Raw genomic sequence first — 24,669 nt, 5'->3', positions numbered from 1 at the left:
CTAGCCGGCAGGGCACAATAGCCCGCATGGAAGAACCCGCCCACCCGGCCGAACGCGACATCCGCCTTCAGACCTACTGCCTATTGACGCTGACCATCCTGGCGATCGGCGTGGCGTTGTGGATGCTGCGCCCGGTGCTGGTGCCGTTCATGCTGGCGTTGTTCTTCGTGATCGGGCTCTCGCCGCTGCTGGACCTGATCCAGCGGAGGCTGAGCGCAACCCGCCCGGCGGCGATTGGCGTGACCTTCATCCTGGGCGTGGCGTTGGTGTTCGTGTTTGGGGTGATGTTGATCTCGACCTACCGCTCCGTCGTTGGCGACGGCGACAAGTACATGGCCGGCGTCCAGAGCATGGTTGAGGCCGTCCAGGATGGCCTCGAGAAGGCCGGGCTGCCTATCCCTGACGAGATTGCCGAAGTGATGGAGCACACCGAAGAGTTCATGACGCAGCGGCTCAAGTCGGTCATCCTGTGGCTCAGCACCGCGCTGCTCGACCTGCTTGTCAACCTCGGCGCGGTGCTGATCTTCATGTTCTTCCTGCTCGCAGGCGCCAGCAGCGAAGCGAGACCCACGACCGGGCTCTGGGTCGAGATCGAGGACAAGATCCGTGGCTACATCGTTACAAAGACGGTGATCAGCATCTTCACCGGGCTTGCTTTCGGACTGGTCCTCGGGGTGATGGGCGTCGAGATGGCGCCCCAGCTGGGGGTGCTGGCGTTCCTGCTCAACTACGTGCCCAATGTTGGCCCGGTAATCGCGTCGTTGCTGCCGATCCCGCTGGTGCTGTTCCTGATGCCCGAAGCCTCGGTGTTCTACAAGTCGCTTACGATCGCCGCCGGCTGCGCCGTGCAGATGATCAGCGGCAACGTAATCGAGCCCAAGGTCATGGGCAACTCGTTCGAGCTGCACCCGATCGTGATCCTGCTCTCCTTGATCCTGTGGGGCATCATCTGGGGCCCGGTCGGCGTGCTGCTGGCGGTGCCGATGACCGCCGCGGTGAAGGTGCTACTCGACAAGCTCGACCGCACGCGGCCGGTCGCCGCACTGCTGGCGGGGCGGCTGGAGCCGCTGGAGCAGGCCATCGACCGCGAAGCGATGGCGTAGCCGAACTCTCTGGCTGGTTGCGATTTGGTTGTAGAAAACGGCCACCCCGCGCGGTCCAATACAGCTATCGCCGCGGTCCCCGCACGCGATCTGCTTGTTAAGCCCCGCCAGACTTTTGTCCCTATAGGGGCGCACTGGGGGGACAAAAGTCCGCCGCACCCGCGCCGGCAGATTTCGTTCGAGGCTGCTATAGCAGTGTGAAACGCAAGCCAACGGCTGAGCTGGGGGCCGACTTTTGTCCCTAAGAATCGATGTCGTATTGAGGGACAGAAGTCGGCCGCCTTCCGACCGCCGGCCCGATGGCCAACAATGCCGGCATGACCCGCACCAATGTGGCCGATCGGCTGACCACGCTCGCCCGCCAACGCCCCAACGACCTGGCGGTGGTCAGCGCTCGACGCGGCGGCTACGACCAGATCACCTTCGCCCAGCTCGACCAAGACGCCACCCTGCTCGCCCGGGGGCTGGTCGCGATGGGCGTTGGGCCGGGCAAGCGGATGGCGCTGCTGGTGAAGCCCGGCACGGAGTTTGTCACGCTGGTGTTCGCGGTGCTGCGGAGCGGCGCGACGATGGTGCTGGTCGACGCCGGGCTCGGCAAGAAGAACATCGTGCGGTGCCTGGAGTCGACCCAGCCGGACGGGTTCGTCGGCATCCCCCAGGCGCAGGCGTTGCGGGTGCTGCTGCGGAAGCGGTTTCCAGCGGCGCGGCTCAATGTCACGGTGGGCAGGCGTTGGTTCTGGGGTGGGGAGTCGCTCAGCTCGCTGAGGAAGCTTGGCGCCAGTTCAAACCGATCCCCCTCTCCCCGTGAGGGCGGGGGCGGTCACCTCGACCTACCGCACACGTCGGCCGACGACCCGGCCGCGGTTGTGTTCACCAGCGGCAGCACCGGCCCTCCCAAGGGCGTGCTGTACCGGCACGAGACGTTCGTCACGCAGGCCGACGAGATCCAGCGGCAGTACGGCCTGGCGCCCGGCGGGGTGGACCTCGCCTGCTTCCCGCTGTTCGGCCTGTTCAACGTCGCGTGCGGCGTGACGACCGTGCTGCCGGAGATGGACTTCTCGCGGCCCGCGTCGTGCGACCCGGAGAAGCTGTTCCGCGCTGCCAACCGGTGGGAGTGCACGCAGGCGTTCGCGTCGCCGGCGGTGTGGGACCGGCTGAGCCGCCACGCGGTTGAGCACGGCGACCAGATCCCGACCATGAAAAAGGTGTTCTCGTGCGGCGCGCCGGTGCCGGCGGCAGTAATCGAGCGGACCCTAGCGATGGTCCACTCGGAGGCCGAGCTGCACACGCCCTACGGGGCCACCGAGTCGCTGCCGGTGGCCACGATCGAGGCGCAGGAGATCCTGGGCGAGACGGCCGAGAAGACCGCGGCGGGGCAGGGCGTGTGCGTCGGCGGGCGGTTCGACAGCATCGACTGGCGGGTGATCCGGATCACCGACGATCCGCTCGCCACGATCGACCAGACCGAGGAGCTGCCGCCGGGGCAGATCGGCGAGCTGATTGTCCGCGGCCCGCAGGTGTCGCGGCGGTACCTGCCGGCCGCGGACGCCGACCACAACGCGGCCGCCAAGATTGCCGATGGCGACCACGTGTGGCACCGCGTGGGCGACGTCGGCTACTTCGACGAGCAGGAGCGGTTCTGGTACTGCGGGCGGAAGTCGCACCGGGTGGTGACTGCCCAAGGGACGCTGTTCACCGAGTGCGTCGAGGCGCGAGTGAACTCGCACCCGCATATCCGCCGCAGCGCGCTGGTCGGAGTCGGCGACCCTGGAAACCAACGGGCGTGCATCGTTATCGAAACCCTGACCGAAGCAGCTTCGGAACCCGACCCAGATTCGCGGCAAGTCCAGCAGACCATTGATGACATCCGAGCAGCCACGGCCGCGTTCCTGGCGCCGAGCCCGGTTGGTGGCGTCTGGGCAATGCCTTCCCCGTTGCCGGTGGACATCAGGCACAATTCGAAGATCCACCGGGAGTCGATCGCCGAGTGGGCGGCCGCACGGCTCGCCGAGGAGCGGTAGCTACGAATCCCTGCGTTGCAATCTTGTTCAAATCCGGCCAGTGTCCCTAGGCGCCTACCCACGCGAACGGGGCTGCTAGCACTGCCGGCGCCACGATCGCGGCGCCCTAGACCACCCACATCCTGTATCCTTGGCAGCCCACGACAGCACTCAAGCACCGACTAGGCAACTCCGATTTCCATGCAAGACGACCGGGCGGCCGTGCCGATTAGCCAACCTGTGCGGCCACCCTTTTCTTCTTGCGACGCGGTTCTATGAGCTCGATCAAGACCCTCCTCCGACAAACGATTCCGCTCCCGATCCGCAGCCGCGTGGAGAACGCGCTGGCGGTCTGGAAGAGCCGCAAGTTTGCTAGCGCCGCGCGCACGCGGCGGCTTGTCGGCAAGGCCGAGGGCGAGTGGCCCGAGCGGATCGCCGACGCGATCGCCTGCCCCGACAACGAGCGGATCCCGCGGGTCGCCGGCGCGGGCTCGCTGAACGGCGGGGTGCTGACCATGCACAACGGGGTGCGCGTCGGCGGCCTCAGCTACTGCGGCCCGGGGATGCTGAACCTGCTGATCGACAACCGCGGCGTGCACGAGCCGCAAGAAGAGCTGGCCTTCGCCGAGGTGCTGCCGCACATCCGGCCGGGCGCCACGATGCTGGAGCTGGGCGCGTTCTGGGGGTTCTACTCCCTGTGGTTCGCCAAGGAGGTGGACGGCGCCGACCTGCACCTGGTGGAGCCCCACCCGGCCAACATCCTCTCCGGCAAGCAGAACTTCCAACTCAACCACCGCGGCGGCCGCTTCCAGCGGGCCTACGTCGGCGCCGACGAATCGCCCGCCCCGGACGGCACGGCCACCATCGCGGTCGACCCGTACTGCGAGCGGCACGGGATCAAGCACCTGGCGATGCTGCACGCCGACATCCAGGGCGCCGAGGCCGACATGCTGCACGGCGCCCGGCGGATGCTGACCAACCACCTGGTCGACTACGTGTTCGTTTCGACGCACTCCAACCAGCTGCACGATGACTGCGTCGCGCGGCTCAAGCGGTTTGGGTACCTGATCCTCGCGTCCGCCAACCTGGACGAGAGCTACAGCGTCGACGGGCTGATTGTCGCCCGCCGTCCCGGCGCGGAAGGTCCCGGCTCGATCGCGATCACCAAGAAGAAGCCGCTCGTCGCGGCGGCCGCCTAGGCCAGACGCTACGGCGCATTCGCGTTGGCGAGCCGCTCGGCCCAGAACGCCTTGGCGTGCGCGAGCTCCTGCTCGCTCACATGCGCGGCGGACTCGTCCAACCAGGCGAGGAAGAACTCGCAGCTCGCGCGGCTGATCCGCGGCTGGCCGGCCATCGGTTGGTAGAAGTAGGGCGCCGTCAGGCCACGCTCGTAGCCGGGCGACTCCATCGCCACGGCCCGCAGCAGGAACCACCCGGCGCCCTGGCAGTCGATCGCGGGCAGCTCGCCACGCGCCTTCGCCAGGTCCCGCAGCGAGACCGAGTGCTCCACCTGCCCGTTCTTGACGACCTCCAGGTACTCCACGCGGGACCGGGTGGTCAGGTTCAGGCCGAGCGTCAGGTCGGTGTTGTCGTCCATCAGCCGGTACGTGCGGCCGGGCGGCGGGATCGGGCGCAGCAGCGGCCCGTTGGTGGCCATCGCCTCGCCGGCGGCTAGCGAGTCCCACCACGCGGCGGGCGTGAAGCCGTCGAAGTTGCGGGCGTACACGCGGCACGAGCCGATGGGCGATTCGTTGTCGCCGCTGCCGCTGCCGCTGCCGGCGGCGGGCGGAAGCTGGAAGCCGGCGTTGAGCACCTGGAAGTAGATCGCCTCGCGCCACAACGCGGGCCCGCGGTCGCCGGAGTAGAAGTCTTTGTCGGGCTGCCGGCCCCACGAGCGGGCCTTGTGTCCCCGCAGCTGGTCGCTGGCGTCGATGACGACGATCGCGTCGAGCACATCGGCCGCCAGCCAGACCGGCAGCCGCCAGGACGCCGCGTCGGCGGCGACAACGCGTACGCCAGACTCACGGAGGTCGGTCAACGCAGCCACCGAGCCGTCCGCGACCGGCGTCAGCTCGTCACGCGTCAACGGCGCGTCCGGCCGCACCAGCAGCAGATCACCGGCATCGTCCCTGGCGCGCGCCGCCCACGGGCCGAACGTGACCGGAGCGTCCGCGGGAGCGGTGGCGGAGGGGACTTCGTCCCACTTGCCGTCGTCCAATCGCCAGGCGGTGAGCGGCGCGTAGCGGAGCCCCTCCCCGCGGAGCGCCGCGTCGACGCCCTGTCCACCCCGCGCCGCTAGCAGGTCCGCGGCGGCCCAGCCCTCGGCCTGCAGGCTCACCACGCGGTGCATCTCGACGGTCTTCGAGTCGGAGGCGCGGCGGTCGATCTCGAACCGCCCGCTGACGGGTTTAAACTCAGGGCCGGTAGTCAGCTCGAACGTGTAGCTCCCCCGCCGCAGTCCCAGCACGGACTGGCCGTCGACGTAGAAGTGATCGCCCAGCTGCGAGAGCCCCAGCCCGCGGGTCTTGAGCGCCCGCCCACCGGCGCGGGAGAGCTCGACCCGGGCGGCCAGCGGCTGCCCGGATTCGGCGTCGATGACCTTTACTTCCAGTTCACCGTCCGGTTTAGCGGCTTGGGCAGGGGTAGCAAGCAGCGCCAGTCCGCACGTGAGAGTTACGATTTTGTCGGTCGTCATGCCTGCTGGTTGCCTCGGGTGGGGTGCGGCTGCGGCTCCCTCAAGGGTAGCATGCCCGCCGCTCAAATAAGCACCGCACAACTCTTCATTTGAGCTACTCTTGCGGTATGTCCGCCCCAGGATCACGCCCGCCCGCCCCCTCGATGCAGCAGCAATCGGTGCGCCGCATCTGGATTGATATGGCCGTGCTGCAGGTCAGCATCCTGTGGCTGGCCGGCTGGGCGCCGATGAATCTGCTGCTGGTGTCGCTGTCGCTGATGTTTGGCGTGGTGTACCTGCTGTGGGGCTGGGACCTGACCGGGCCCCGCCGGCACCGGATGGGGCGGATGCTGCTGGGCGCGAGCGTGGTGGTGGCGGTCGGCCCGCTGCTGGCGGCGCCGCACGTGGACCTGCCGACCGAGCCCCTGCAGCTGCTCTTGCTGCTCGGCGCCGGCTACTGCGCGATGCAGACCAACCACATTGTGACCGCATAGCACGGCCGCGAGACCGGTTTGTGAGCTAGAGTTGCGGTATGCCCTCGTCTCATCACGCCTCGGCAGACGCCGAGCCCCGCCAGAGCCACTGGGTGGACCTGGCGATGTTCCAGCTCAGCATCATCTGGCTGGCCGACTGGACGCCCCGCAGCCTCCCGCTGATCCTGATGGCGATCGTTTCGGCCGCGGTGTACGCCCTGTGGGCTTGCGGCCCGGCGGGTGGCGTGCGCTACCGCACCGCGCGTCTGCTGATGGCTGCGAGCGTCGCGGCGCCGCTGGCCGTTTTCCTCGCCGCACCCTCTACCCAGCCGCACACGGAGTTCTTGCAGATCCTCCTGCTGATCGCCGCCGGATTTGCCTCGATGCACGCGCGGCCGAGCGCGCGGTCGCTGCGAGCCGCGGCGTCTTAGCCGGCGATTGGGCGATGGCGTTGGGCGGCGCCCTGGCTTATGCTGCGGGCTCTTCGCCCCGCCCGCCAGCCGAAGTGCGCTCTTGAAGGACCTGCTACGCAACACGCTGCTGGTGTCGCGGCCGGGCCTGTGGGCGACGCAGCTCTGGTTCTACCTGCTGCCGCTGGGCGGTCGGCGCCTGCTGGACGAGCCCACCTTCTGGCTCGGGGCGTTCTACGTAATGTTCCCGCTGAGCCACCTGCTCTACGGCTGGAACGACACCGCCGACTACCAGACCGACCAGCAGAACCCGCGGAAGGGCAACCTGCTGTTCGGCGCGCGGCTCGGGCGGGCGGAGCTGCGGAGGCTGCCGCTGCAGATCGCCGTCGTGCAGGTGCCGTTTGCGTTGGCGTTCGCGCTGCTGATTGGGCCGAGGTTCTTGCTGTGGGTCGCCGCCGTGGTGGCGGTCAACACGGCGTACAACCATCCACGCGTCGGACTGAAGGGGCGCCCAGGTTGGGACCTGATCTGCCAGGCGGGGTACCTGCTGGTGTTCGTGCTGAGCAGTTGGCTGAACGAGGTCCCGCAGCTGCCGTGGCCGGCGTTTGTGTTCGGCGCCTTGTTCGCCATGCACTCGCATCTGTTCCACGAGGTGACCGACCTCGCGCCCGACGCCGCGGCCGGGCGACGGACGACCGCGGTCGTGATTGGCGCCGCGCGGTCAAAGCTGCTGGTCGCGGTGATGCTGTTGGTGGAGTCGGCGCTCGTGCTCGCCTACTTTGACAGCCTGATGGTCGCAGCCTTCCTTGGGCTCGCGGGCATCGGGTTCCCGCTGGACGCCTGGTTGCGTCGCAATCAGACCATCAGCACGGACGCGCTGAAGGTAGTCTTCGTCATCTGGAACGTGGTCGCGATTACGAGCATGTACTGGGTGTGGCGCGAGGCCCTGTTCGCCGAACTGGGGTAGCCGGCGCCACTAGCTCTCAAACAGCCGCAGCACCTCCGCCGCGACGTCGACGCCCGTCACGGCCGACAGCGCCCGCCAGCCCGGCACGGCGTTGACCTCGAGCACTAGCAGCCGCCCGTCCTCGGCCGGGAGCAGGTCGACCCCCGCCAGCGGCGCCGCGACCGCGGCCGCGGCTCGCCGCGCCAGCTCCGCCAGCTCTCCAGTGACCTCCAATGGCTCGGCTCGAGCGCCCCGGCTGATATTGGTCCGCCAGTCTTCTCGATTGACACGCCGCATGCCAAACACAGTCTGCCCAACGACCAACAGGCGCAGATCGGCGCCAGAGTGCGGGACAAACTCCTGCAAGTAAACTACGGCGCCAAGCTGCTCGAGCATTCGGAACGCCCGCTGCGCGATGGCCGGGTCTTGCAGGCGGGTGATGCCACGGCCTTCCCCGCCAAAGATCGGCTTGAGCACCGCGTCGCCGCCAAATCGGTCGTAGGCCTCGATCGCTTGGCCGGCCGTCTGGCAGGTGATCGTTCGCGGCACGGGCAGCCCCGCCAAACGCAGTCGGTCCAATGACAGGTGCTTGTCCACAGCCGCCTCGATCGCCTTGGGCGGGTTCAGCACCCGCACGCCGATGCTCTGGAGCGTGGCGAGAGCGTCCATGCGGAACACCACCTGCTCCAACGAGCCGGGCGGCATAGAGCGGACCAGCACCCCATCGGCGTTCGTGAGGTCGTGGCCACCGGCGGACACCACCGCACCGCTAGAAGTCAACTCGGCGGCGATTTCACCGAACGGCACGACGCTCAACTCGTGCAATCCGCTGGCGGCGCGCGCCAGATCACTGGCGTACCAGCTTGTCGGCGATCCCAGAACCGTGATGCGCATCGACTACGACAACCCAAACGACTGCCGCAGAACATCCGGCAGCACCTCGCCCGCAGCGTGGGAGCGGCCCGTGTCGAGGTTGGCCAGTGTCGCCCGGGCGGGGCTGAACAGCAGCTTGTCGATCTTGTAGAAGTCGTGGTCGTAGGCGGCGAACAGCTCGCCGAAGGGCCGCCCGTGATCGGGCGAGGCGCCGCTCGGCAGCCGCGGAGCGATGGCGGCCAGCGAGTCGTCGTCGCCCCGCACATACAGCACCACCTGCCCGCCGTAGAGGATCGCGTCGTTGGTGCGGCCGATGCCGGTCAGCGCATCGCCCGCCACGGGCGGCAGCGGCGCCGTCCCCCATGCGCTCTGGATCCGATTGAGATCGAACCCGAGCTCGTGGAGTTTGTGCAGCGCAGTCTCGACGCTGCGGGCGACAACCTGCAGGTTTCCAGCAAGGCTGTTGGTGGGGGCGTACAGCAGCGTCAGGTTGTCAGTCGCGACCCCACACTTGCGGGCGATGTCGGCGCAGACTTCCGCCGGAGGAGCGGTGTTGGTCTCCAAGACCCCGAGGCACGCCTCGGCCTGCTCAGTGAACCCGATGTCGGCAAACAGGTCCTCGCGTCCGGCCGCGGCCCGCATTGGGCCCGACCCCATTGCGAAATAACCGTCCCCCTTCACCTCCCAGCCGGCGTACTGTGCGGCCATGCACGCGGCGATGGGGTGGTCGGTGCGGACCACGGCCGCGGGCCCCTCCTCTCCGGTGACCGCGGTGGCCGCGACCGTGACGGCGCCCAGTCCGGCCATCGACGCCTCGGCAAGCAGACGCCCCGCCTCGACGCCGCCCGGCACGGCGGCGCCGCAGTCGATCAACCGGGCGCCGTCGTCTTCGGTGACGCTGATCCGCAGCCGCTCGGCGTCCGCGGCCATGCGGTCGGCGACCTGAAGCGCAAGCCGATTCAATTGGGGGCCAGGCACAAGGATGCTTCGCTGGGCGATGAAGAAGATAGAACGCCCCTAGCGTAGCGAACCAGCCGCTACTTGAACAACGACCCCACCGGCGCCAGCCGGCTGCCGATGCCACCCACGGCGCCGCCACCGACGCTCCCGGCCAGCGCCTGCAACGCGTCTGCCGGCCCGCCCAACGCCGCGGCGACCTGGTTGTTGAGCTCGTCCAGTTCGGCGGTCAGCTGCTGCAGCTCGCCCGTCACTACCTGCTGGCCATCAGCCAGGAGCTTCTTGGCCTGACTTCCGGCGAGTTCGCGGACCGCGTTGTCCATCGCCTCGGCAACCGCCGGGCCGGCCGTCGACCAGACCTTCCATTCTGGCTGGCTCAGCTCACCCGATAGCGTGACGGTCGTGACAAGCTGCGGCGTCTGCGACAGCTGCTTGGCGAGCGAGTCTTCTAGCTGCACGTCCTGGATCACCCCTCCAAAGGAAGCCTTGACGTGGGGCGTCACCCGCACGTTGTGCTGAACGAGCTGCATGTCGCCCACCAGCTTCTCACCGGTGATCTGCAGGCTGATCGACAGCGCCGCGGTGCTTGGCGCCACCGTGATGCCCAGCGAGTCGGATCGGCCCAACGCGAGCCGCGGGATCGACAACGCTGGGCAGTCGACAATGAGCTCGTCGGTCGGAACGTCGCCGCTGCGGTCGACCTTCGCCCGCACCTCAATCGGCGCCGCGCCGGTCGTGGCGAGGCTGAGCCGCATCGGCTGCCCCAGCACGCGGGGTTGGGTGGTAAAGTCGGAGAGCACGCCGCTGAACTCCAGTGGACGCCCCGCAAGCCGGGTCGCGCCGCTGAGCCGCAGCGACCGGACCAGAAGGTCGGGCGTGGGGCGCACGCCGCGCGGCAGCACGTCGACGCCACGGCCGCGCTCGTCGCCCGCGTCTCCGCTGGCGGGCGCCAGCCGGCGGGCCCAACGCACCCACCCAACCAGTTCACCGACCGGCCCGGAAATCTGCTCGCCGAGCAGGTAGGTGCTGAGCGACGACGCGTCCATATTCTTGAAGTCAAGCTTCTCTCGCAGCATCGCCTCATCGGCCCTTCGCGCGGCGGCGATCGCCTCGCGGTCGGCCCGCACCTCGTCCGGCAGACGCTTCAGCCGTTCCTGGATGGCCGTCAGCTCCGACTTGAACCGCGTCACCTGTTCGGGCACGCCGCGTAGGAATTCGACATTACGCAGCGGGTTGTCCCGCGCGTCCTTTACCCTGGCGGTGAACGCCTTGATGTCTGCCTGCAGCCGCTTAGCCCGCTCCTCCAGGCCCGCGTACTCGGTCGGCCACTTCTGCCTCAGCTCCTTAGCGAGCCGGACCGACTCGAGCTGCAAGTCGGCCGTGAAGCGGTCCTGAACCCCTGACAGCCACTTGTCGGTTGCCTCGGCAGTAACGAGATTCGGCAGGGCGAACCCGCCCTCGGACTCCTCGGCCTCGGGCCGGGCGGGCAGTTCGCCCGACGTGTCGCGAGGCGTGCCGAACCGCAGGCCGCTCAGCTCGCCCTCGCTAACCCAGGCCTTCCTGCGGAGGGCGGCGGACGAATCAAAGTCCAGCGACAGGCGTTGGGCCTCAAAGAGGTTGGTCATCGGGTCGCGCGGATCGGCGACCGAGATCCCGGTGAGCTCCGCCCGTGTGCCGAGCAGCGACGCCGAGCTGCCAGCCACCTCGACCCTCGCGCCCACCGCCGCCTGCCCCGACTGCACGGCGGCGTAGCGGACCAAGAGCCCGACGCCGAACTCCGAGAACAGGTACAAGAGCAGCAACGCGATTAGGCGGGGGACGATGTAGCCCCAGCGGAAGAGTCTCATCATGATCCTCCCTCGAGCCCCGCGGCCCCCAGCCGCGAGGTAAAGTCGATCCCCATCAGCGCGCGGGCCACACGGTACCGCATCAGCCACTTAGCTACCGGCGGTTGCAGCTTGGCCGCGACCAGGTGGGCCAGCAGGTAGCAGGGGTAGGCAAGGTACAGGCCGGTAACCAGTGCGCCCAGCACAACTGTGTTGTTGAATCCGATCCACGGGCCGAGCGGCTGCTCGTAGAGCCAGGCGTAGTGGGTCTGCAGGCCCTCGATCCGCAGCAGCTTGGCGCCCAGGCGGTGGAAGAACGGGTCGCACGCCAGGCCTATCCAAGAGAACAGCGACGCGGTCGCCAACCCCGCGGGCTTGTTCACACGCAGCGAGAAAAGCAGCACGCCGAGCGCGACCGCGACAAGGTTGCCCTTCGGCGCCAGCCCTAGCATCATTCCGAGCGCGGCGCCGGCGGCCACCTGACGCGGCGAGTCGTTCGCCATCAGAACACCCACGGTCTGTCGCAACGGCCGCAGCAGCAGAGATAGCATGGTTGGCATCCGGCAGGGACCTGGAACTGGGCGCGCAGCCGTTGCGCATCCACCCCCATGGATCGGCCGATCGCTACAACCGCCTTAAGCGGAAAAGTCGGCCGGGGGCCAACCGCAGGTCCGACGTCATGCCGGCGATTGCCCGACTGGCGAAGCGAGGCGGGATAGGCTTGTTCTGGCGGCTCGGTCCTGCTGGCTGCAACACGTGTTCGGTTGCCCATTTATTTGGTGGACTTTTAGGACCATCGGCGCAACCTATTGCGACAGCAGTGCTTGCGGCGCAAACCAGTGTTTCGGGCGACGCGAAATGGTGTGGCCCCGTTTCGAATCTGACGTCACAATTCCGCGGCTTTATACCTGGCCCCGCAGTCTTCTACCAACTGCCGCGGGGCCAACACCCTGAGGGGAATGCTATGTGGACGAAGCTGTGCGCAGGGATTGCGTGCCTGGTCGGCGGCGCCGCCGGGATTGCGAGCGCCCAGGGCGTTGTTGAAGAGACCGGGACCCTGCCGGCGCTCGTGGAGCGCCTCACCAGCAAGGACTACCTGCTCCGCCACCCGGAGGAGGACAGCCGGCCGTACGTCGCGCCCGGTGACGCGCTGCGTCTGGCGCGCCGCGCCGCGGCCCTGATGGCCGTCGGCGAGCTGCATCAGGCGGCCGTGACCGCCGCGCAGATCGGCTACGAGCTGGTCGACTTCTACGACACCGGTTCCCGCTCACGCTACTACGTGCTGCGCGAGGACCTGTCCGCGGTCGATCAACTGCGGGGCTGGGGCGCCTACCTGCTGAACCCCGAGCCCAAGTTCAACGCCCTCGTCGAGGCGCCGCACCCGCTGGGCGACTCGGAGACCGCCCCGCTGGCCGCCAAGGTGTTCGAGAGCGGCGCGCGGGGCCTGCTGATCGCGGGCGCCCACCGCAAGAAAGCCGACCTGCCCGACTTCGTCGAGTCGGTGTTCCATCAGGTCCACTCCGCCTGGATGGGCGGGCAGACCCTGCTCCCCGTGCTCCAGGTCCACGGCTTCGCCGCGCACAAACACGACTTCCCCGCGGACGCGCAGCTGATTCTGTCGACCGGCGGGGGAGGCGTGACCAAGGAGCTGCTCAAGCTCGACGAGCGGCTCGATCAGAACGGCTTCCCCAGCTACGTCTACAACACACTGGATCCGACTTCCAAACGCAACCGCCGCGTGAACGGCGACTCGCCCGGCGACCGCTTCCGTTCGCTGGCGGCCACCAAGAACGTCCAGGGGCAGCACTCCCGCAAAGAGGGCGCCGCGTTCATGCACCTCGAGTTCGACTACAACCTCCGCCACGACCCGCAGCGACGAGAGCAGGCCGCAGCGGTAGTCGCGTCGGCGATGCTCGAAATCGCCTCGGTCGAGTCGTTCAACGCCCCGCTCGACCGGCCCACGCCGATCACGGTCGCGCGAAGCAACAAGAACGGCCGCAACGATGGCAAGAACGCCCGCCGCGGCGGCTGACCCACAACTCAGCGCCGCTACCCCGGCGCCAGCCTGACGCCGGCGTCGATCTCGCGGTCGAGTGGCTCGCCAGACAGCAGATGGTCCGCGTAGTGCCCGGCCAGCCAGGGCGCCCACAGCGTTCCAGATGCGCCCAGGCCGTTCAGCACCCCGACGCGATCGCGGCCCGGCAGCGCGCCCGCGATTGGCCGCCGCGTACGCACGATCGGACGCACCGCGGCTGAGTGGTCGACTACCTCGTAGGGCAGCCTCAGCAGCTCTCCCAGTTTTGACTCCAGCTCGCGGCGCCCAGCGACTGTCGGAAGAACGTCCGCCGCGCCTGGATGAAACGTAGCGCCAACGCGGAACAACGCGTTTCCAATCGGCGCAAGCCACACGCCGCGTTGCACCACCCGCCCCTCACTTACGCCCGGCGCGCGGATGGTGAGCGTCTCCCCCTTGGCGGGCTCGAAAGGCAATGGGCGCCCGTCGCGTTCCGCGAGTCCACGGCAGAGAACCACCCGGGGTAGTACAGAACCGAGCGAGTCGACGGCGACCCCGTGTTCGGTCTCACGAAGCCCGTCGGCTGGCAGGTCCTCCTCTACCAGCAGCCCGCGGCGAGCAAACTCCGCGCGAGACGCGTCCAGAAAACGGCCGACATCCAGCCGGCCGCCAACCACCTGGCAGCCCCCCAGCGGCGCGAAGAACACCCGTGGATCGACCCCGGCATCCTCAGCGACCAACCACTGCCCGAGCGGCCCCGAGGCCCGGCGGTCAAACTCTGCCCGCTGCTGCGGGTCGACGAACAGCCGCACGATAGGCGCCTCGCTGAGCAGCTCGACGCCCAGCCGGTCTTCGACCTCGCGGTAGAACCGCACGGCCGCTGGCCACGCCTGCTCCGCCCGCCATGCCAAAGCCAGCCGTTTTCCGCCCACCGGCGCCAGCAGCCCGGCGGCGGCCCTGGATGCGGCGGGGCGGGCGGCCGCGTCCATGACCAAGGGCCGCCCGCCGCGCAGCAGCAGCGACCAGGCGAGCGTAGTGCCCGCCAGCCCCTGCCCCACCACCAGAGTGTCCGGTTGCGCCACGGGATGCCGCCCCTGGTCCTGTCCGCTGAGCGTGGCCCAGGCGATATAGCGTCCCCGGCCAAAAGGCCTACAATAGGCTGTTTGGCCGCCCCGCCCCAGCTCTGTTCCCCGATGTCGAAGAAACACAACGTGTTCCTCTCGTCCGCCGCCACGGTCGAGCACTACGACCTGGACCTCAAGAACCGGGGCCTCGCGGCGTTGCTCGCCTGGCTGGTCCCCGGCCTGGGGCACTTCTACCAGGGCCGCAACGTGAAGGGCGCCATCTTCATGCTGTGCGTCGGGTCGCTGCTGGTGTTCGGCATCTACGTCGGGCAGGGCCGCGGCGAGTCGATGGCCCAGGTGGTGCACGCGTCGACAGCGCCGTTCGGCACGCCTGCGGGCGCGCCGTCGCGGGGCGTGTTCCGCACGCTTGTTCAGGTCGGCGGCTCGCACTGGAAGTTCATCTGCCAGTCGGGCGTTGGCAGCGTGGCGTTGCCGGCTCTGGTGCAACGCGACCGGGCCCTCAAGGGACGCCCGCCGCTTCTCGGCGGCCTGTTCTCTCCACCCGACATGGACGGCGACGGCCACGTCAGCAGCGACAGCCTCGGCAACACCGTGCGGCACCCTAACGAGCTTGCGAAGTGGAACTACGACGCCGGCTTCGCGTTTGAGGTCGGCACGATGTACACGGTCATCGCCGGCCTGCTGAACATCCTGGTCATCTACGACGCCGCCTGCGGGCCTCTGGTCCAGGCGCACCTGGCCGACGAAACCGACCCGGATGCCGATCCCGAACCCGACGCCGCCTAACCGTCACTCCTTGGGCCCGCCATGATCTGCCTGCTCGCCGCGCTCCTCAGTTCGCCGCTCGCCACGCTCCTGCTGGCCGAGACCCGGCTGTGGTACGCCGCGCCGCTGATCGTCAGTGTAAGCCTGGTCTTCTCCGGCACCCGCCACGAGGACCCAAAAGACATCCTGACGCACGCGCTCCGATTCGGCGGCTGGGTGCTGGTGTTCATGGCGGTCGTGACAGCCGTGCTGCAATTCATGGCTTGGCTGCAGTAGCCGACCGACGCCACGTTCCGTCTGCCCGTGAACCCACCGCACTGACTCCCCTTCCAGGGATTCCCCCGCCAGCTCTTATCGCGGATACTTACTCAGACACGCGTCCGTAGCTCAATTGGATAGAGCACTGGTCTTCGGAACCAGGGGTTGCAGGTTCGAGTCCTGCCGGGCGTGCTCTACCGTACCCCGGGAAACGCTTGGTTTCTCGGGGTTTTTTGCTGTGCTGGGGTCGGGCGGTCGGCGCGGCGAGTTGTCAGCGGTAGCCCTCAATTTGCTAGGCTGCCCAGATTTTGGTGCAACCGTTGGTGCAACCATTCGATCGTCGGTCCCGGTGGCCCGCTGGCGGTGGTCATCAGGGCGGCCCAGATTAAGAGGTAGCGCCGGCAGGGAGTCTAACGCGCCGGCAACGTCCAACACCCGAGGATCGGTGTAGACGTTCATCGTCAGGTCGATCGAGCTGTGCCGCATTGCCGCCTGTGCGGTGCGAGGGGCGACTCCCCCCGCAGACAGCAGCGAGCCGAAACTGTGCCGCAGGGCGTGGACATCGAGCGATCGGCCGCGGTCGTCAATCTTGGCGATGCCGGCGGCGGCGAGGTCGCGGTCGAGCGTCTTGACCAGTTGGCGCGGGACTTCGAACAGCGGTAGGCTTGCCGCGTCGGCCTGTGACGTCCTCAGCGGCACGGAAACCGCGGCCGACTCCGCGTCCCGATCCCGGAGCCAAATCCGCAGGTCGGCGACAAGGTCCTCCCGCAGCGGCACCTCGGTGCGTTTGCGATTTTTGGCGGCGGACGCCTCTAGGGTCGCGTAGGGTAGGGGGGCGTCGAGTTCGAGCGATCCGACCGTCAGCGAGGCCAGCTCGCCGCGCCGAAGGCCCGTAAGCACCAGCGTCTTGTAGATCAGGGCGCGTTGACGTCCAAGCGATTCTAGCCTGACAATCTCTTCGGGCTTCTTCGCTAGCTTCTTCCTTGCCCGCTGCAAAGCGTCGTCGATGTTGTCGAACTCTAGCGGAGTCAGCCTCCAGGTATCACGGGCGCCGGTCCGCTCGCTCGGATCGGTCGGCTCCGACAAGCGGCCCCGCTCTGCTAGCGGGCGCCAGCGGGCAACGTACAGCAGCCGTTCGAGTTCCGCCGGCGTCATCGACCGCCGCACGATCCGCCGATCGCTGTTCTGGTCTACCTTGCCAATCCGGGTGAGTGGGTTGGAGGCCAGCCGCTGACCGTTGACGCACCAATTACCGAACGCCTTGGCGACTTCGAGGTAGCTGTTGCGGGTGCGAGGCGCCATCCCCTCTTCCCGACGGGCCGCCAGCCATTTCTCGAAACCCGCCGCCGTGAGATCCCGCAACTGCACGAGCCGTAGATCGCGGACCAGACGATTCAGTCGGATCTCGACTCCCTCTAGGGTGTTTCCAGAGCTACCACGGTCGCGGTGCGAGTCGAGGTAGTCTGAGATACTCTCGGCGATCGGCGTCGAGAGCCAATCCCGCACCGCATCGTCGCTGGCGGAGACAATGCCCGACCGGACCCGCTCGGCGCGCTCGACCAGCTCGCTCAGCACCGCCTGCGCGGCATCCTTGGTTTTGCAGCCGGTGGCGACTTCACGGACCACGCCGGCGCCGTCGCGAAACTTGGCGGTGTAGGTGCCGGCTTCGGTGCGGATACGCAGGCTGCCGTCGCGCCCCTCAATCACCGGGGCCGTCTGACGCTTGCCGCTGCGGTCACGCCAACGGGCGAGGCGTTCGCCTTTGCGTTTGAATAGCTCGGCACCGTCGGGGAGGTTACGGGTGATTGTCTTGCGGTAGATTGTGGCCATCAGAACCTACCTTCTGTCTGCTGAACCCAATTCTGTAGTGATTCGAAGCTTGCGATAAGGTCGTTAAAGTACGTTGGGTCCTTCAAAAGCACACGCAGCATACCCTGAACTGCTTCAATCACCTGCTTCGCATCATCCGGACTTGGCGATGCGAGTGGCGGCTTTGGATGCGTCAACTGGTCTCTTATTCTCTTGGCCTCAAGATAGTTCCGCCATTCAGTTGTAGTCTTGTTGAGTGGTTCCTGATGGCGATACGTGTACAAGAACGTGTAGCGATCTTCGAGCGGATAGTTCTTCTTCTCTCTCTTAAACTGTCCCTCCCTTAGAACGCTGTATTTCTCGTCGCACACGTTGCGTTCCAACTCGCCGAGATCGCTTCCAGCTGACCGAACCAACCGGTAGCAATAGTCGTTCACGTGCGCCTCAAACGCTGCGAATGCAGCTAATACCGATGCCCAAGTCGCTCGCCTGCATTCCGGAGAGTCAATGGCGGCTCTCGATGCTAGCTCATAGTTCCACATTGCGTCAGACAGAAGCCGATCCGGCATATGGGTGTCGTGGTCCGGATCTTCCCAATAGAGTTTGTCCGGGGCTCTTTTGGGAAACCGCTTGCTTGGGATGTCGCTATCCAACACTTGCGAGCCTTTCTCGCTACCTTGTCCGTCCATCTTCTTCCTCGATGAGTTGTCGCACAGGGTTGCTAGTGACCAGGCGCTGATCGCTACGTCGATGCCACGAGCTTCAACTTGAAGTACACCGCCAATCTATCCGCTGTCTCCAACCGCATCCCCGATTCCTCTCGGGCAAACTTCATCAGCACCTGCCGCTTGACGCCGGTTTCGCGTTCGAGCGCCTGAAACGATAGCGGCGACTCGTTCACGGCGGCGCGGAGCGTCTCCGTCAGGGTCGGCGGTTGGGTTGGCCTCTTTCGCATGTAACAAACCTTACACACATTGCCGGCCAGCCGCAAGCCTTTCTCATGTGCCCGCCCCACTCTGGGGCGCGGCGCCCTTCTGGTCCCTTATGGGATATAGGCACTAATTGGTTCCTCCGTCGCGGCGCGCAGGGTTCCTCTGTACTGCAGAACTCATTGGTTCCGCCGTGGCGATCGCCCGGTAGCGGCTGACGCCGCGGTTGAGGCCGCCGCGGTAGACGCACCGCAGCAGGCCGCGACGCTCTAGCCGCCGCACTGCGGTACGGACGCCGCGAACGCTCAGGCCAGCCCTACGGGCGATGTCGGCCTGCGAGGCCCGGGCGGTGCCGTCGCGTGTGTCGCGATAGAGCACCAACCAAACGGCGATGTCGCCGCGGCAGAGGTCCGCCATCGTGACGTCGACGAACGCGTTGAGCACCGCGAACCGGCTCGGAGTGCGAGTCGAGGCGCTTCGACCTTTTCTGCGTTTCGATTCGTTAGGATTCGGCTCGTGCCTCGGCGGCGTCATCGGCGGCAGCGCCGCGGAGCTTGCGGGGTTCGCTCACGATACGCTCTCCTCCTCGGCCGCGGTGGTGCGGCTCCACAGGTCGGAGATTGCCGATTCAAACTTGCCGCTGTCCGGCAGGCCGCCGTCGTCGACGGTGAAGCTCTGACAGGTCCGGTCGAACCGCAGCCGCAGGTCGCGGGGCTCTGTGTGCCGCGCCTTCAGGTGCTTCAGCGTCACACAACGGACCGGGCTCGGATCGTCGTCGTCCGGCGCCAGGATAAACGCGTCGTCGGCGCCGAACTCCAGCTCGCTCGACTCCCGGAAGCTGGCCAGCGACAGCGAGTCTCCGCCGTAGGTCGAGCGGCCCGACTTATCCTTCGACCGGCCGACCGCCGCCACGCCAACCACCGCGGCGCCGGCGTCGGCAAACTGGCGGAGGTAGTTCATCGTAGCGTCGACCGCGCCCCGCTTGTCACCGTGCTGGCCCGGCGGCGCGATTCTCTGAATGTAGTCGAGCGTCACCAAGTCGCCGCCGAACGCGTCGGCAGTCGCCGCCAAGTTGGCCAGATCGAACGGCGGTCGCACGAAGCAGAGCCGCTCGGCGATCTCCTCCAGCGCCGACATCCCCGCGTCGAGCCGCTCGCCGTGCTCCTCGCCGAGCCGCCGGTAGCGGATCATCTCAGCCGGGATGCCCGACAGCCGCGACAGCTGCCGGTCGAGCAGCACCGCAGGCGGCATTTCGATATTGAGCACCACCGCCCGCAGGTCAGGGTCGAGTCGCAGCGCGTCGACGACCGACTGCATCACGAACGCCGTCTTGCCTGCGCCCGGCGCCCCGCCGAACAGCGTGACCAGGTGCGGGCCGACCTCGATTTGGGCCAGCTCTCCTTCGCCCACCGGGTAGAGCTTGGGCGGCGTGCCGGTCAGCAGGTTCTCCCGCCACTGGTCGAATGCGTCGGCCGCGGTCTGGTAGTTGGCCCTGATTAAGCTACTTCGCATTGGGTGTCTCCCAGCTTATCTTTTGTCAAACGACGGCAAGGTTTCTGACTTAAGTTGTCCCCCACGCAAAAGTGGAGCTAGACGCTTCACTTACTAAGACTTATGCAAAAGCTGACGAACGAAGTCCTTGCAATATGCCTATTCGATGTCCTCCAGACTTTCGCCCGCTGTTTTTTAGTCGTTGGCGTGATGCAAGGATTGAGCTATCTCGAAGAGCCGATTCTCCTCGCAACGCCGTTAAGTAGGAGCATGGTAAAGAACGCCGAAGTCCTCATTTCTATGGCTGTATTAGTGGTTAGCTGCTTACTCGGAACCTGGCTGTTGAACGGTACTGATCGCATGCGTGAATTAGCCACAATGATTGAGCAGGCCAATAGCCAACGGGAAGCAAAAGTGTTTTGGTGGTCTTGCTTTGCTTTCCTCTGGTTGCTCTTGGTGCCGCTCGTTCAACCCGGTTTCCTGCGAGGTCTATCGTCACTTGTTGCTACGTGCAGCGGCATAACTGCGCTCGGTTGGCTAGTTAACGCTGCCATGACTGGCGAACGCTAGTCCGCAGGCAATCTGCCGCCGCACTTCCGACGGGGGCAATCCGCTGTCGAGCGCGGCCTCGCTGAGCAGCGCCTCCGCCAGCGGCGCCGGGCAGCCAAACTCCGCTAGGTTGGCCGCCGCGCTGAAAAGCAGCCGGTGCCGGTCGCCGTGTGTGGCGCCGTCGCGGATGAAATCCAACGTCAGGCGGTTGAGCCTGGCGTTAGGGTCGGCCCGCCGCTCGGCAATCGCGCTGCGCCGGACGGCGACCAGCTCGGCCGCCTGCTGCCAGTCGGCTACCGCGGCCGGGTGCGGGTTGGGCGGCGGCGGTAGCTCGAACGCATTGGGCTCCTCCGCCATCCGCACGAGCGTCGCCAGCGACAGCGCCAGCAGCTCGTCGAACGTCAGCCGCCGCTTGTAGCGGCCCGTCTTGCGGTGCCGACTGTTCGGCGCCCGGAGGGCGCGGACCTTGTCGAACACACCGGTGTCGATGTCAACCCGCTGCCGCACGGCGAGCTGCTCGGCCACCGCCCGGGCGATCGTGTTGAAATCTCCGGACGCCGGCGGAGATCCTGCCACCGAGAGCGGCAGGCCAACGTGAAACCCCTTCGAGCCACTGAAGAAGATCAGCAGCGCCGACTCGTCGAGCGCGTACCGTTCGACCAGGCCCGCACAGAGCCGCTTGGCGCCATCGTGAGCCGCGTCGAGGTCGCCCTCGCTGTCGAGGTCAAACCATAGCCAGTCTCCGCCACAGGGGCCGTCGTAGCCCCGCACGTCGACGCGCCAGCCGTCGTGCCGCTGGCGGAACTCCGGGCCGAACGTGAACGCGCTGAGGTAGCCCTCGCTTTCCACCTCAGCCGCCGGATCGCACGCCGCGTAGCCGCAGAGGGCGGCTGGCCAATCGACCAGCCGCCGCTCGCTCCGGCAGTCCCCGACGATGCGAAAGCCATAGGCAGGCTGTCGATCACTCGAACGGGACATCCGCGCCCCCTTTCAGATCGAGGTCCTGCTGCTGCGGCGCCTCAGGAGCGGCTGGCGCCTCTTCCGGTTCAGGCGCGAACGCGTCCGGCTCGGGCGTGTCGATGCCGATGACATCAAACCGCCGCACCCGGTTGCGCTCGGTCCCGTCATCGTCGCGGCGAAGAGCTACCTGGACCCGACAGCGGAACCCTGACGGCAGCGGCTGCTCTAGCTGCGATGGCTCGACGATGCCGAGCTTCCGCAGGTCGCGTTTCGCCATCGGCAGCGCCGCCGGCGTCAGCCAGAGGTCTTGCCACAGCTTGCGGCCCTCGTGCTCGCCCTCCAGCACCACGAACGTGAGCTTGTAGCCGGGCGTGCCGCGATTGCTGGCGTCCAACTCGCCCGACTCGATCCGGCAGATGTACCAGCCGGCCGGCAGCGGGTCGAAGTCGCCCGCCGCGGCAGTGCTGGCCCAGTTGCTGGTGAAATCGTCGCCGCCGTATCCACCGGCGTTCAAAATTTCGCTAAGCTTTCCCATGGTTTGAGTCCTTTCCTGTGATGGGATTCGATCCAGTCCACTCGCCGGCCGCCCGTTTCTTGGCAGAGGGGGCGGTCGGCGATTTTTTCTCGTCAAACGGCAGCGCCAGCTGATCGCCGGTGGTCAGATCCGGCAGCGGCTCGTGAGCGGCGAGCCACCGCTCCGCCTTGCGGACGTCGGCCAGCCGCCAGCGGGTGAGGCGCCGAGCGTGGGCTTCGGCTCTTCGGGTCGGAACCCAATCATCCCGCCGGATGACGCCGGCCCGGGCGAGCACCGTTGGCACCGCGCCGAACAGCTTCGGGTTCACGCCGTCGGGCAGCTCAACCGCCGCCCTGACGTCGTCCATCGTGGCGATGCCGTCCCGCAGCAGGATTTCGAGCAGCACGCGCCTCGCCTGACGGACGTAGCTTTCTCGGCGGGCTTCGAGCAGTAGCAGGGCGGCGTCCTTGCGGCGCTCGCCCTCGGGCGGCCGCTGGTCGCGGTTGCGAGGGGTCATCGGCGGCCCCCCTTCAGCTGACGGATATTAGGGCAGCCGGCCGCTATCCAGTCGTCGACCGATTGCTGCGGCCAGCGGACAAGGGTCCCCAGCTTAACAGGGGCGGGCATCCGGCCAGCGTCGGCCAGACGGTAGACGTGCCGCGTTGAGCAGTCGAGCCGCTCGGCGACGGCGCGAACGTCGAGCAGCTTCGCCGGCGACGATTCTACGGGGGGAGACATATCAGGAACTCCGGTCTCAGGGTGCGGCACGTTGCCAGCCGACCCACTCGGCGGACAACATTTGCCATTTACAACCCAGAGACCGGACCCCGAAGAATCCGGTTTGCAGCGAGGCGGGACTTAGACAAGTTGTTGATAAGTAACAACTTGCGTTGCGGGGGGACAAAACCCCGGATTCTGAAAAGAATCCGGTCCCGCGGATGTCGCGTCAACCGGACTGTCGGCGACCACTTCTCGGTGTGTACTTGCGTTCGTCTAGAGCCTTCCGGGCAAATCGGAGATACCGGCTCCACGTATCGAACGCCGGCAACTCGTAGTCTTGCAATTCCGAACGCTCAGCGTCATCGACACCATTCTCTTTTAGCCAGTTATAGGCGTCCCGGTCTTCCAAACGCCTCTCACTTTTTGCTTCAGCGTAGAGGAACGAGTAGTAGGCTTTGCGGTGTGCCGGTACTAGATCTTCGAGACGTGAATATCGGTTCTCGTCGCCCCCAGCCTCCTGAGCATCAGCCTCGGCTGGCGTGGCCCCGCTAGAGCCAGAACTAACATCAGAAGCAACGCCGTTGACCACTTCCCGCAATCGCTCTCTAAAGGCCACCAGTGACAACCGGTTGATCTCGGCGGGCGCACAGTCGAGCGATTCGCACAGCTTCCCTCGAAGGTGCTCAATCCCGCGTTTCGACCACTCAACATTGTTTGCATCGCAGTAGGCCCGTAGTCGATCCGACCCGGGACACTCACTGATGTCACGCAGAAACTGATTGGCAGACTGACGGCGTTCACGCCCTACTGAATCGTAGTGGGCCTCGACTGATCCTAGCGCGGGTGCTCGCTTGATTTTGGCAAACTGTTCTTTGGCCAAGCGGTCATAGAGCTCGTACCCCTGCAACTGACTTAGAAGCCAACTCAGCGTTTGCGTGTGAACCTGGGGAGACTGAACTTCACCTTCCGGTGTTCTCGTGGCGATCTGGTTATCACCTTCTACAATCTTCGCCAACCGCCGGCACATCTGCTCTCCGCCTGCTCTCCCTTCCTCAATCTGACCCGTTGAGTGCATCAGATTGAACACCTCCAAGTACACAGCCTCCTTCATCATTTCTTGCTGTGATCGCGGGTATCGGAGCCCGGTCCGCGAATAGCTGGAACGGTGCTGTTTAGCTGCTTCTGCAGGCGGCGGATTCTCGACTACCCAGCCAACCGCCCTATGGACGGCGGGCTCATTTACGAGTAAGTCATGCAACCAAGCCGAGTGGATAGCCGTCCCGATCGAGTAGTCCATCGAGCCGTCCATCCACTTTGCTCTTGAACTTGCGAGCTTGTCCGCAAACTGAGCGAACTTGGCTACCAGAGTCTCCCGAGCTGAGCGCGGGGGAGAACTACCATTCCCAGAGAGAACGTCGGCTGTTGACCCAGTGTTGGGCGTTTCCTCGGTTTGCTCCGACGAGTCCCGCGGGGCGACATGATTCACCAAACTGCGAAGGTCGTTGGCGGTGAACTCTGCAGGAAGCACGCTCCGCAAGAACCGCTCGGGCGAATCGAGGTCCGACAAGAATCGCTCGCACAGCGCCGGATCTTCGGTAAGCCAGTCGGGCACTTCTCCTTGCTCAACACACTCCAGCACTAGCCGCCCTGCTTGCCGGAGCAGCTCGCCGGCTTCCTTCGCATTCGGGGCACCATCCTCCGACAAGCTGGCGTACTCGTTGACCAGCGCCCACAGCCGCGTCGCCGCGTTCGAATCGGGCTCCAGCACCGAGCCGAGATCCGGCCCCCGTCGCGCCGCCCAGCCGCGGACCTGCACCCCTAAGTGCCAACCATTGGAGATCAGCCAGCGCAGGTTTTCGTCGTCGTGCAATAGCCGATCGGCCACCCCTCCCGAACGATTGGCGGCCTCCTGAACCGCTTTCGCTCGCTGGGCTACCACCCACAGCCAGAGCGACTGCAGGCCGCGGCCCGGGGGAGGGCTGTGGATCTCGCCGCGGACATTAACGAGGGCGCACTCCAGCGTTCGCCAGGCGCCCATGAACGGGGTTGCTGCCGTCGTCGAAAACGGGGCCGGCCCGTCCGGTTGTAGAATCTGCTGGAGCTTCTCCAGCGTGCCCAGCACGATGTCCGCGGGCTCGCCCTCCGGCTCTGCTGCGAACCGGATCTTGTCCGAAAGCGCCACCGATACCGCCTCCTGTTGCGGCCGTGAGAATCCTGAAAGAAATTGGGGGGGAAGGCGGTCAGGAAACCGCGGTTCGGGCCGTCGCCCTATCCCCGCTGTGATTGTATCCGCTGCGACGGCTGTGGGTCCAA

25 protein-coding genes, 1 tRNA gene and 1 pseudogene are annotated in these 24,669 nt (G+C 66.6%); 11 read left to right on the top strand and 16 right to left on the bottom strand.

Going from position 1 to position 24,669, the window contains the following annotated elements:
* Positions 1–26: 26 nt before the first annotated feature.
* The 3 genes from KOR34_RS09745 to KOR34_RS09735 all read left to right on the top strand — a co-directional run bounded on the left by KOR34_RS09745 (position 27) and on the right by KOR34_RS09735 (position 4,302).
* On the top strand, positions 27–1,103 hold the full coding sequence (locus KOR34_RS09745) for an AI-2E family transporter (protein WP_146564400.1): 1,077 nt from the start codon (positions 27–29) through the stop codon (positions 1,101–1,103).
* 299 nt (positions 1,104–1,402) lie between these two features.
* Positions 1,403–3,124, top strand: a complete 1,722-nt coding sequence (locus KOR34_RS09740; protein ID WP_146564399.1) for a fatty acid CoA ligase family protein — start codon at positions 1,403–1,405, stop codon at positions 3,122–3,124.
* 254 nt (positions 3,125–3,378) lie between these two features.
* Positions 3,379–4,302, top strand: coding sequence for an FkbM family methyltransferase (locus KOR34_RS09735; RefSeq protein WP_146564398.1), 924 nt, complete (start codon positions 3,379–3,381; stop codon positions 4,300–4,302).
* Between the two features lie 8 nt (positions 4,303–4,310).
* Here the strand turns inward: KOR34_RS09735 and KOR34_RS09730 are convergent, their stop codons facing one another.
* Complete coding sequence (locus KOR34_RS09730; protein ID WP_146564397.1) at positions 4,311–5,798, bottom strand: hypothetical protein; 1,488 nt, start codon at positions 5,796–5,798, stop codon at positions 4,311–4,313.
* 143 nt (positions 5,799–5,941) lie between these two features.
* Here KOR34_RS09730 and KOR34_RS09725 point away from each other — a divergent pair, with 143 nt between their 5' ends.
* The 3 genes from KOR34_RS09725 to KOR34_RS09715 all read left to right on the top strand — a co-directional run bounded on the left by KOR34_RS09725 (position 5,942) and on the right by KOR34_RS09715 (position 7,627).
* Positions 5,942–6,271, top strand: coding sequence for a hypothetical protein (locus tag KOR34_RS09725; RefSeq protein ID WP_146564396.1), 330 nt, complete (start codon positions 5,942–5,944; stop codon positions 6,269–6,271).
* 38 nt (positions 6,272–6,309) lie between these two features.
* Positions 6,310–6,681, top strand: coding sequence for a hypothetical protein (locus tag KOR34_RS09720; protein ID WP_146564395.1), 372 nt, complete (start codon positions 6,310–6,312; stop codon positions 6,679–6,681).
* Positions 6,682–6,763: 82 nt separating this feature from the next.
* Positions 6,764–7,627 carry a UbiA family prenyltransferase gene (locus KOR34_RS09715; protein WP_146564394.1) on the top strand — a complete coding sequence of 288 codons (864 nt, stop codon included), beginning with the start codon at positions 6,764–6,766 and terminating at the stop codon, positions 7,625–7,627.
* 9 nt (positions 7,628–7,636) lie between these two features.
* Here the strand turns inward: KOR34_RS09715 and KOR34_RS09710 are convergent, their stop codons facing one another.
* From KOR34_RS09710 to KOR34_RS09695, 4 genes are read right to left on the bottom strand one after another with little or no spacing between them, the layout of a single operon-like run.
* On the bottom strand, positions 7,637–8,500 hold the full coding sequence (locus KOR34_RS09710) for an ATP-grasp domain-containing protein (protein WP_146564393.1): 864 nt from the start codon (positions 8,498–8,500) through the stop codon (positions 7,637–7,639).
* Positions 8,501–8,503: 3 nt separating this feature from the next.
* Positions 8,504–9,457 carry a methenyltetrahydromethanopterin cyclohydrolase gene (gene mch, locus KOR34_RS09705; protein ID WP_228714563.1) on the bottom strand — a complete coding sequence of 318 codons (954 nt, stop codon included), beginning with the start codon at positions 9,455–9,457 and terminating at the stop codon, positions 8,504–8,506.
* Between the two features lie 59 nt (positions 9,458–9,516).
* Positions 9,517–11,283: a TIGR03545 family protein gene (locus tag KOR34_RS09700; protein ID WP_197531290.1), complete on the bottom strand. Its 1,767-nt coding sequence runs from the start codon at positions 11,281–11,283 to the stop codon at positions 9,517–9,519.
* A complete protein-coding gene (locus KOR34_RS09695; RefSeq protein WP_197531289.1) occupies positions 11,283–11,813 on the bottom strand; it encodes a TIGR03546 family protein in 531 nt (176 codons plus the stop codon). Before KOR34_RS09695 ends, KOR34_RS09700 begins: the two co-directional genes overlap by 1 nt.
* A 413-nt stretch (positions 11,814–12,226) precedes the next feature.
* Between KOR34_RS09695 and KOR34_RS09690 the strand changes: the two genes are divergently transcribed.
* Complete coding sequence (locus KOR34_RS09690; RefSeq protein WP_146564389.1) at positions 12,227–13,294, top strand: hypothetical protein; 1,068 nt, start codon at positions 12,227–12,229, stop codon at positions 13,292–13,294.
* Positions 13,295–13,311: 17 nt separating this feature from the next.
* Here the strand turns inward: KOR34_RS09690 and KOR34_RS26605 are convergent, their stop codons facing one another.
* The gene (locus KOR34_RS26605; protein WP_197531288.1) at positions 13,312–14,358 is read right to left on the bottom strand and encodes an NAD(P)/FAD-dependent oxidoreductase; all 1,047 of its coding nucleotides are present in this window, start codon (positions 14,356–14,358) and stop codon (positions 13,312–13,314) included.
* A 111-nt stretch (positions 14,359–14,469) separates the two neighbouring features.
* On the opposite strand from KOR34_RS26605, the gene KOR34_RS26600 reads away from it, so the two are divergent.
* The 3 genes from KOR34_RS26600 (at position 14,470) to KOR34_RS09675 (ending at position 15,576) form a co-directional block, all read left to right on the top strand.
* On the top strand, positions 14,470–15,147 hold the full coding sequence (locus tag KOR34_RS26600; protein ID WP_197531287.1) for a DUF6677 family protein: 678 nt from the start codon (positions 14,470–14,472) through the stop codon (positions 15,145–15,147).
* Positions 15,148–15,168: 21 nt separating this feature from the next.
* Positions 15,169–15,402 (top strand): hypothetical protein, encoded by a 234-nt coding sequence (locus KOR34_RS09680; protein WP_146564387.1) that lies wholly within the window; start codon positions 15,169–15,171, stop codon positions 15,400–15,402.
* Positions 15,403–15,502: 100 nt separating this feature from the next.
* Positions 15,503–15,576, top strand: a tRNA-Arg gene (locus KOR34_RS09675).
* Positions 15,577–15,882: 306 nt separating this feature from the next.
* On the opposite strand, the pseudogene KOR34_RS27480 reads toward KOR34_RS09675, so the two are convergent.
* From KOR34_RS27480 to KOR34_RS09650, 5 genes and pseudogenes are all read right to left on the bottom strand, one after another.
* Positions 15,883–16,539, bottom strand: a pseudogene (locus KOR34_RS27480) (site-specific integrase); the annotation flags it as partial.
* Between the two features lie 674 nt (positions 16,540–17,213).
* A complete protein-coding gene (locus tag KOR34_RS09665; RefSeq protein WP_146564386.1) occupies positions 17,214–17,882 on the bottom strand; it encodes a hypothetical protein in 669 nt (222 codons plus the stop codon).
* A 53-nt stretch (positions 17,883–17,935) separates the two neighbouring features.
* Positions 17,936–18,148: a hypothetical protein gene (locus KOR34_RS09660; protein WP_146564385.1), complete on the bottom strand. Its 213-nt coding sequence runs from the start codon at positions 18,146–18,148 to the stop codon at positions 17,936–17,938.
* Between the two features lie 103 nt (positions 18,149–18,251).
* A complete protein-coding gene (locus KOR34_RS09655; RefSeq protein WP_228714562.1) occupies positions 18,252–18,566 on the bottom strand; it encodes a winged helix-turn-helix transcriptional regulator in 315 nt (104 codons plus the stop codon).
* Between the two features lie 123 nt (positions 18,567–18,689).
* Entirely contained in the window at positions 18,690–19,634 is a 945-nt protein-coding gene (locus KOR34_RS09650; RefSeq protein WP_146564383.1) for a DnaB-like helicase C-terminal domain-containing protein, read from the bottom strand.
* A 102-nt stretch (positions 19,635–19,736) separates the two neighbouring features.
* Here KOR34_RS09650 and KOR34_RS09645 point away from each other — a divergent pair, with 102 nt between their 5' ends.
* Positions 19,737–20,183, top strand: coding sequence for a hypothetical protein (locus KOR34_RS09645; protein WP_146564382.1), 447 nt, complete (start codon positions 19,737–19,739; stop codon positions 20,181–20,183).
* On the opposite strand, the gene KOR34_RS09640 is transcribed toward KOR34_RS09645, so the two are convergent.
* The 5 genes from KOR34_RS09640 to KOR34_RS09620 all read right to left on the bottom strand — a co-directional run bounded on the left by KOR34_RS09640 (position 20,151) and on the right by KOR34_RS09620 (position 24,538).
* On the bottom strand, positions 20,151–21,140 hold the full coding sequence (locus KOR34_RS09640; RefSeq protein WP_146564381.1) for a DNA primase: 990 nt from the start codon (positions 21,138–21,140) through the stop codon (positions 20,151–20,153). The two genes, KOR34_RS09645 and KOR34_RS09640, sit on opposite strands and share 33 nt — an antisense overlap.
* Positions 21,124–21,657 (bottom strand): DUF669 domain-containing protein, encoded by a 534-nt coding sequence (locus KOR34_RS09635; RefSeq protein WP_146564380.1) that lies wholly within the window; start codon positions 21,655–21,657, stop codon positions 21,124–21,126. The genes KOR34_RS09640 and KOR34_RS09635 overlap by 17 nt, the downstream gene beginning before the upstream one ends.
* Entirely contained in the window at positions 21,644–22,153 is a 510-nt protein-coding gene (locus KOR34_RS09630; protein WP_146564379.1) for a hypothetical protein, read from the bottom strand. Before KOR34_RS09630 ends, KOR34_RS09635 begins: the two co-directional genes overlap by 14 nt.
* The gene (locus KOR34_RS09625) at positions 22,150–22,374 is read right to left on the bottom strand and encodes a helix-turn-helix transcriptional regulator (RefSeq protein WP_146564378.1); all 225 of its coding nucleotides are present in this window, start codon (positions 22,372–22,374) and stop codon (positions 22,150–22,152) included. The genes KOR34_RS09630 and KOR34_RS09625 overlap by 4 nt, the downstream gene beginning before the upstream one ends.
* 208 nt (positions 22,375–22,582) lie before the next feature.
* Entirely contained in the window at positions 22,583–24,538 is a 1,956-nt protein-coding gene (locus KOR34_RS09620; protein ID WP_146564377.1) for a hypothetical protein, read from the bottom strand.
* Positions 24,539–24,669 lie beyond the last annotated feature (131 nt).

This window comes from Posidoniimonas corsicana, assembly GCF_007859765.1.
Taxonomy (GTDB): Bacteria; Planctomycetota; Planctomycetia; order Pirellulales; family Lacipirellulaceae; genus Posidoniimonas; species Posidoniimonas corsicana.
This window is presented reverse-complemented; position numbering and strand designations above follow the sequence as displayed.

Bases quoted from the DNA above. Each gene is read 5' to 3' on its own strand.
- KOR34_RS09725 (WP_146564396.1), top strand. From the start codon at position 5,942: ATGCAGCAGCAATCGGTGCGCCGCATCTGGATTGATATGGCCGTGCTG.
- KOR34_RS26600 (WP_197531287.1), top strand. From the start codon at position 14,470: ATGTCGAAGAAACACAACGTGTTCCTCTCGTCCGCCGCCACGGTCGAG.
- KOR34_RS09720 (WP_146564395.1), top strand. From the start codon at position 6,310: ATGCCCTCGTCTCATCACGCCTCGGCAGACGCCGAGCCCCGCCAGAGC.
- KOR34_RS09690 (WP_146564389.1), top strand. From the start codon at position 12,227: ATGTGGACGAAGCTGTGCGCAGGGATTGCGTGCCTGGTCGGCGGCGCC.
- KOR34_RS09630 (WP_146564379.1), bottom strand. From the start codon at position 22,153: ATGACCCCTCGCAACCGCGACCAGCGGCCGCCCGAGGGCGAGCGCCGC.
- KOR34_RS09710 (WP_146564393.1), bottom strand. From the start codon at position 8,500: ATGCGCATCACGGTTCTGGGATCGCCGACAAGCTGGTACGCCAGTGAT.
- KOR34_RS09680 (WP_146564387.1), top strand. From the start codon at position 15,169: ATGATCTGCCTGCTCGCCGCGCTCCTCAGTTCGCCGCTCGCCACGCTC.
- KOR34_RS09695 (WP_197531289.1), bottom strand. From the start codon at position 11,813: ATGCTATCTCTGCTGCTGCGGCCGTTGCGACAGACCGTGGGTGTTCTG.
- KOR34_RS09635 (WP_146564380.1), bottom strand. From the start codon at position 21,657: ATGGGAAAGCTTAGCGAAATTTTGAACGCCGGTGGATACGGCGGCGAC.
- KOR34_RS09745 (WP_146564400.1), top strand. From the start codon at position 27: ATGGAAGAACCCGCCCACCCGGCCGAACGCGACATCCGCCTTCAGACC.
- KOR34_RS09640 (WP_146564381.1), bottom strand. From the start codon at position 21,140: ATGTCCCGTTCGAGTGATCGACAGCCTGCCTATGGCTTTCGCATCGTC.
- KOR34_RS09730 (WP_146564397.1), bottom strand. From the start codon at position 5,798: ATGACGACCGACAAAATCGTAACTCTCACGTGCGGACTGGCGCTGCTT.
- KOR34_RS09735 (WP_146564398.1), top strand. From the start codon at position 3,379: ATGAGCTCGATCAAGACCCTCCTCCGACAAACGATTCCGCTCCCGATC.
- KOR34_RS09650 (WP_146564383.1), bottom strand. From the start codon at position 19,634: ATGCGAAGTAGCTTAATCAGGGCCAACTACCAGACCGCGGCCGACGCA.
- KOR34_RS09625 (WP_146564378.1), bottom strand. From the start codon at position 22,374: ATGTCTCCCCCCGTAGAATCGTCGCCGGCGAAGCTGCTCGACGTTCGC.
- KOR34_RS09700 (WP_197531290.1), bottom strand. From the start codon at position 11,283: ATGAGACTCTTCCGCTGGGGCTACATCGTCCCCCGCCTAATCGCGTTG.
- KOR34_RS09665 (WP_146564386.1), bottom strand. From the start codon at position 17,882: ATGGACGGACAAGGTAGCGAGAAAGGCTCGCAAGTGTTGGATAGCGAC.
- KOR34_RS09660 (WP_146564385.1), bottom strand. From the start codon at position 18,148: ATGCGAAAGAGGCCAACCCAACCGCCGACCCTGACGGAGACGCTCCGC.
- KOR34_RS09740 (WP_146564399.1), top strand. From the start codon at position 1,403: ATGGCCAACAATGCCGGCATGACCCGCACCAATGTGGCCGATCGGCTG.
- KOR34_RS09645 (WP_146564382.1), top strand. From the start codon at position 19,737: ATGCAAAAGCTGACGAACGAAGTCCTTGCAATATGCCTATTCGATGTC.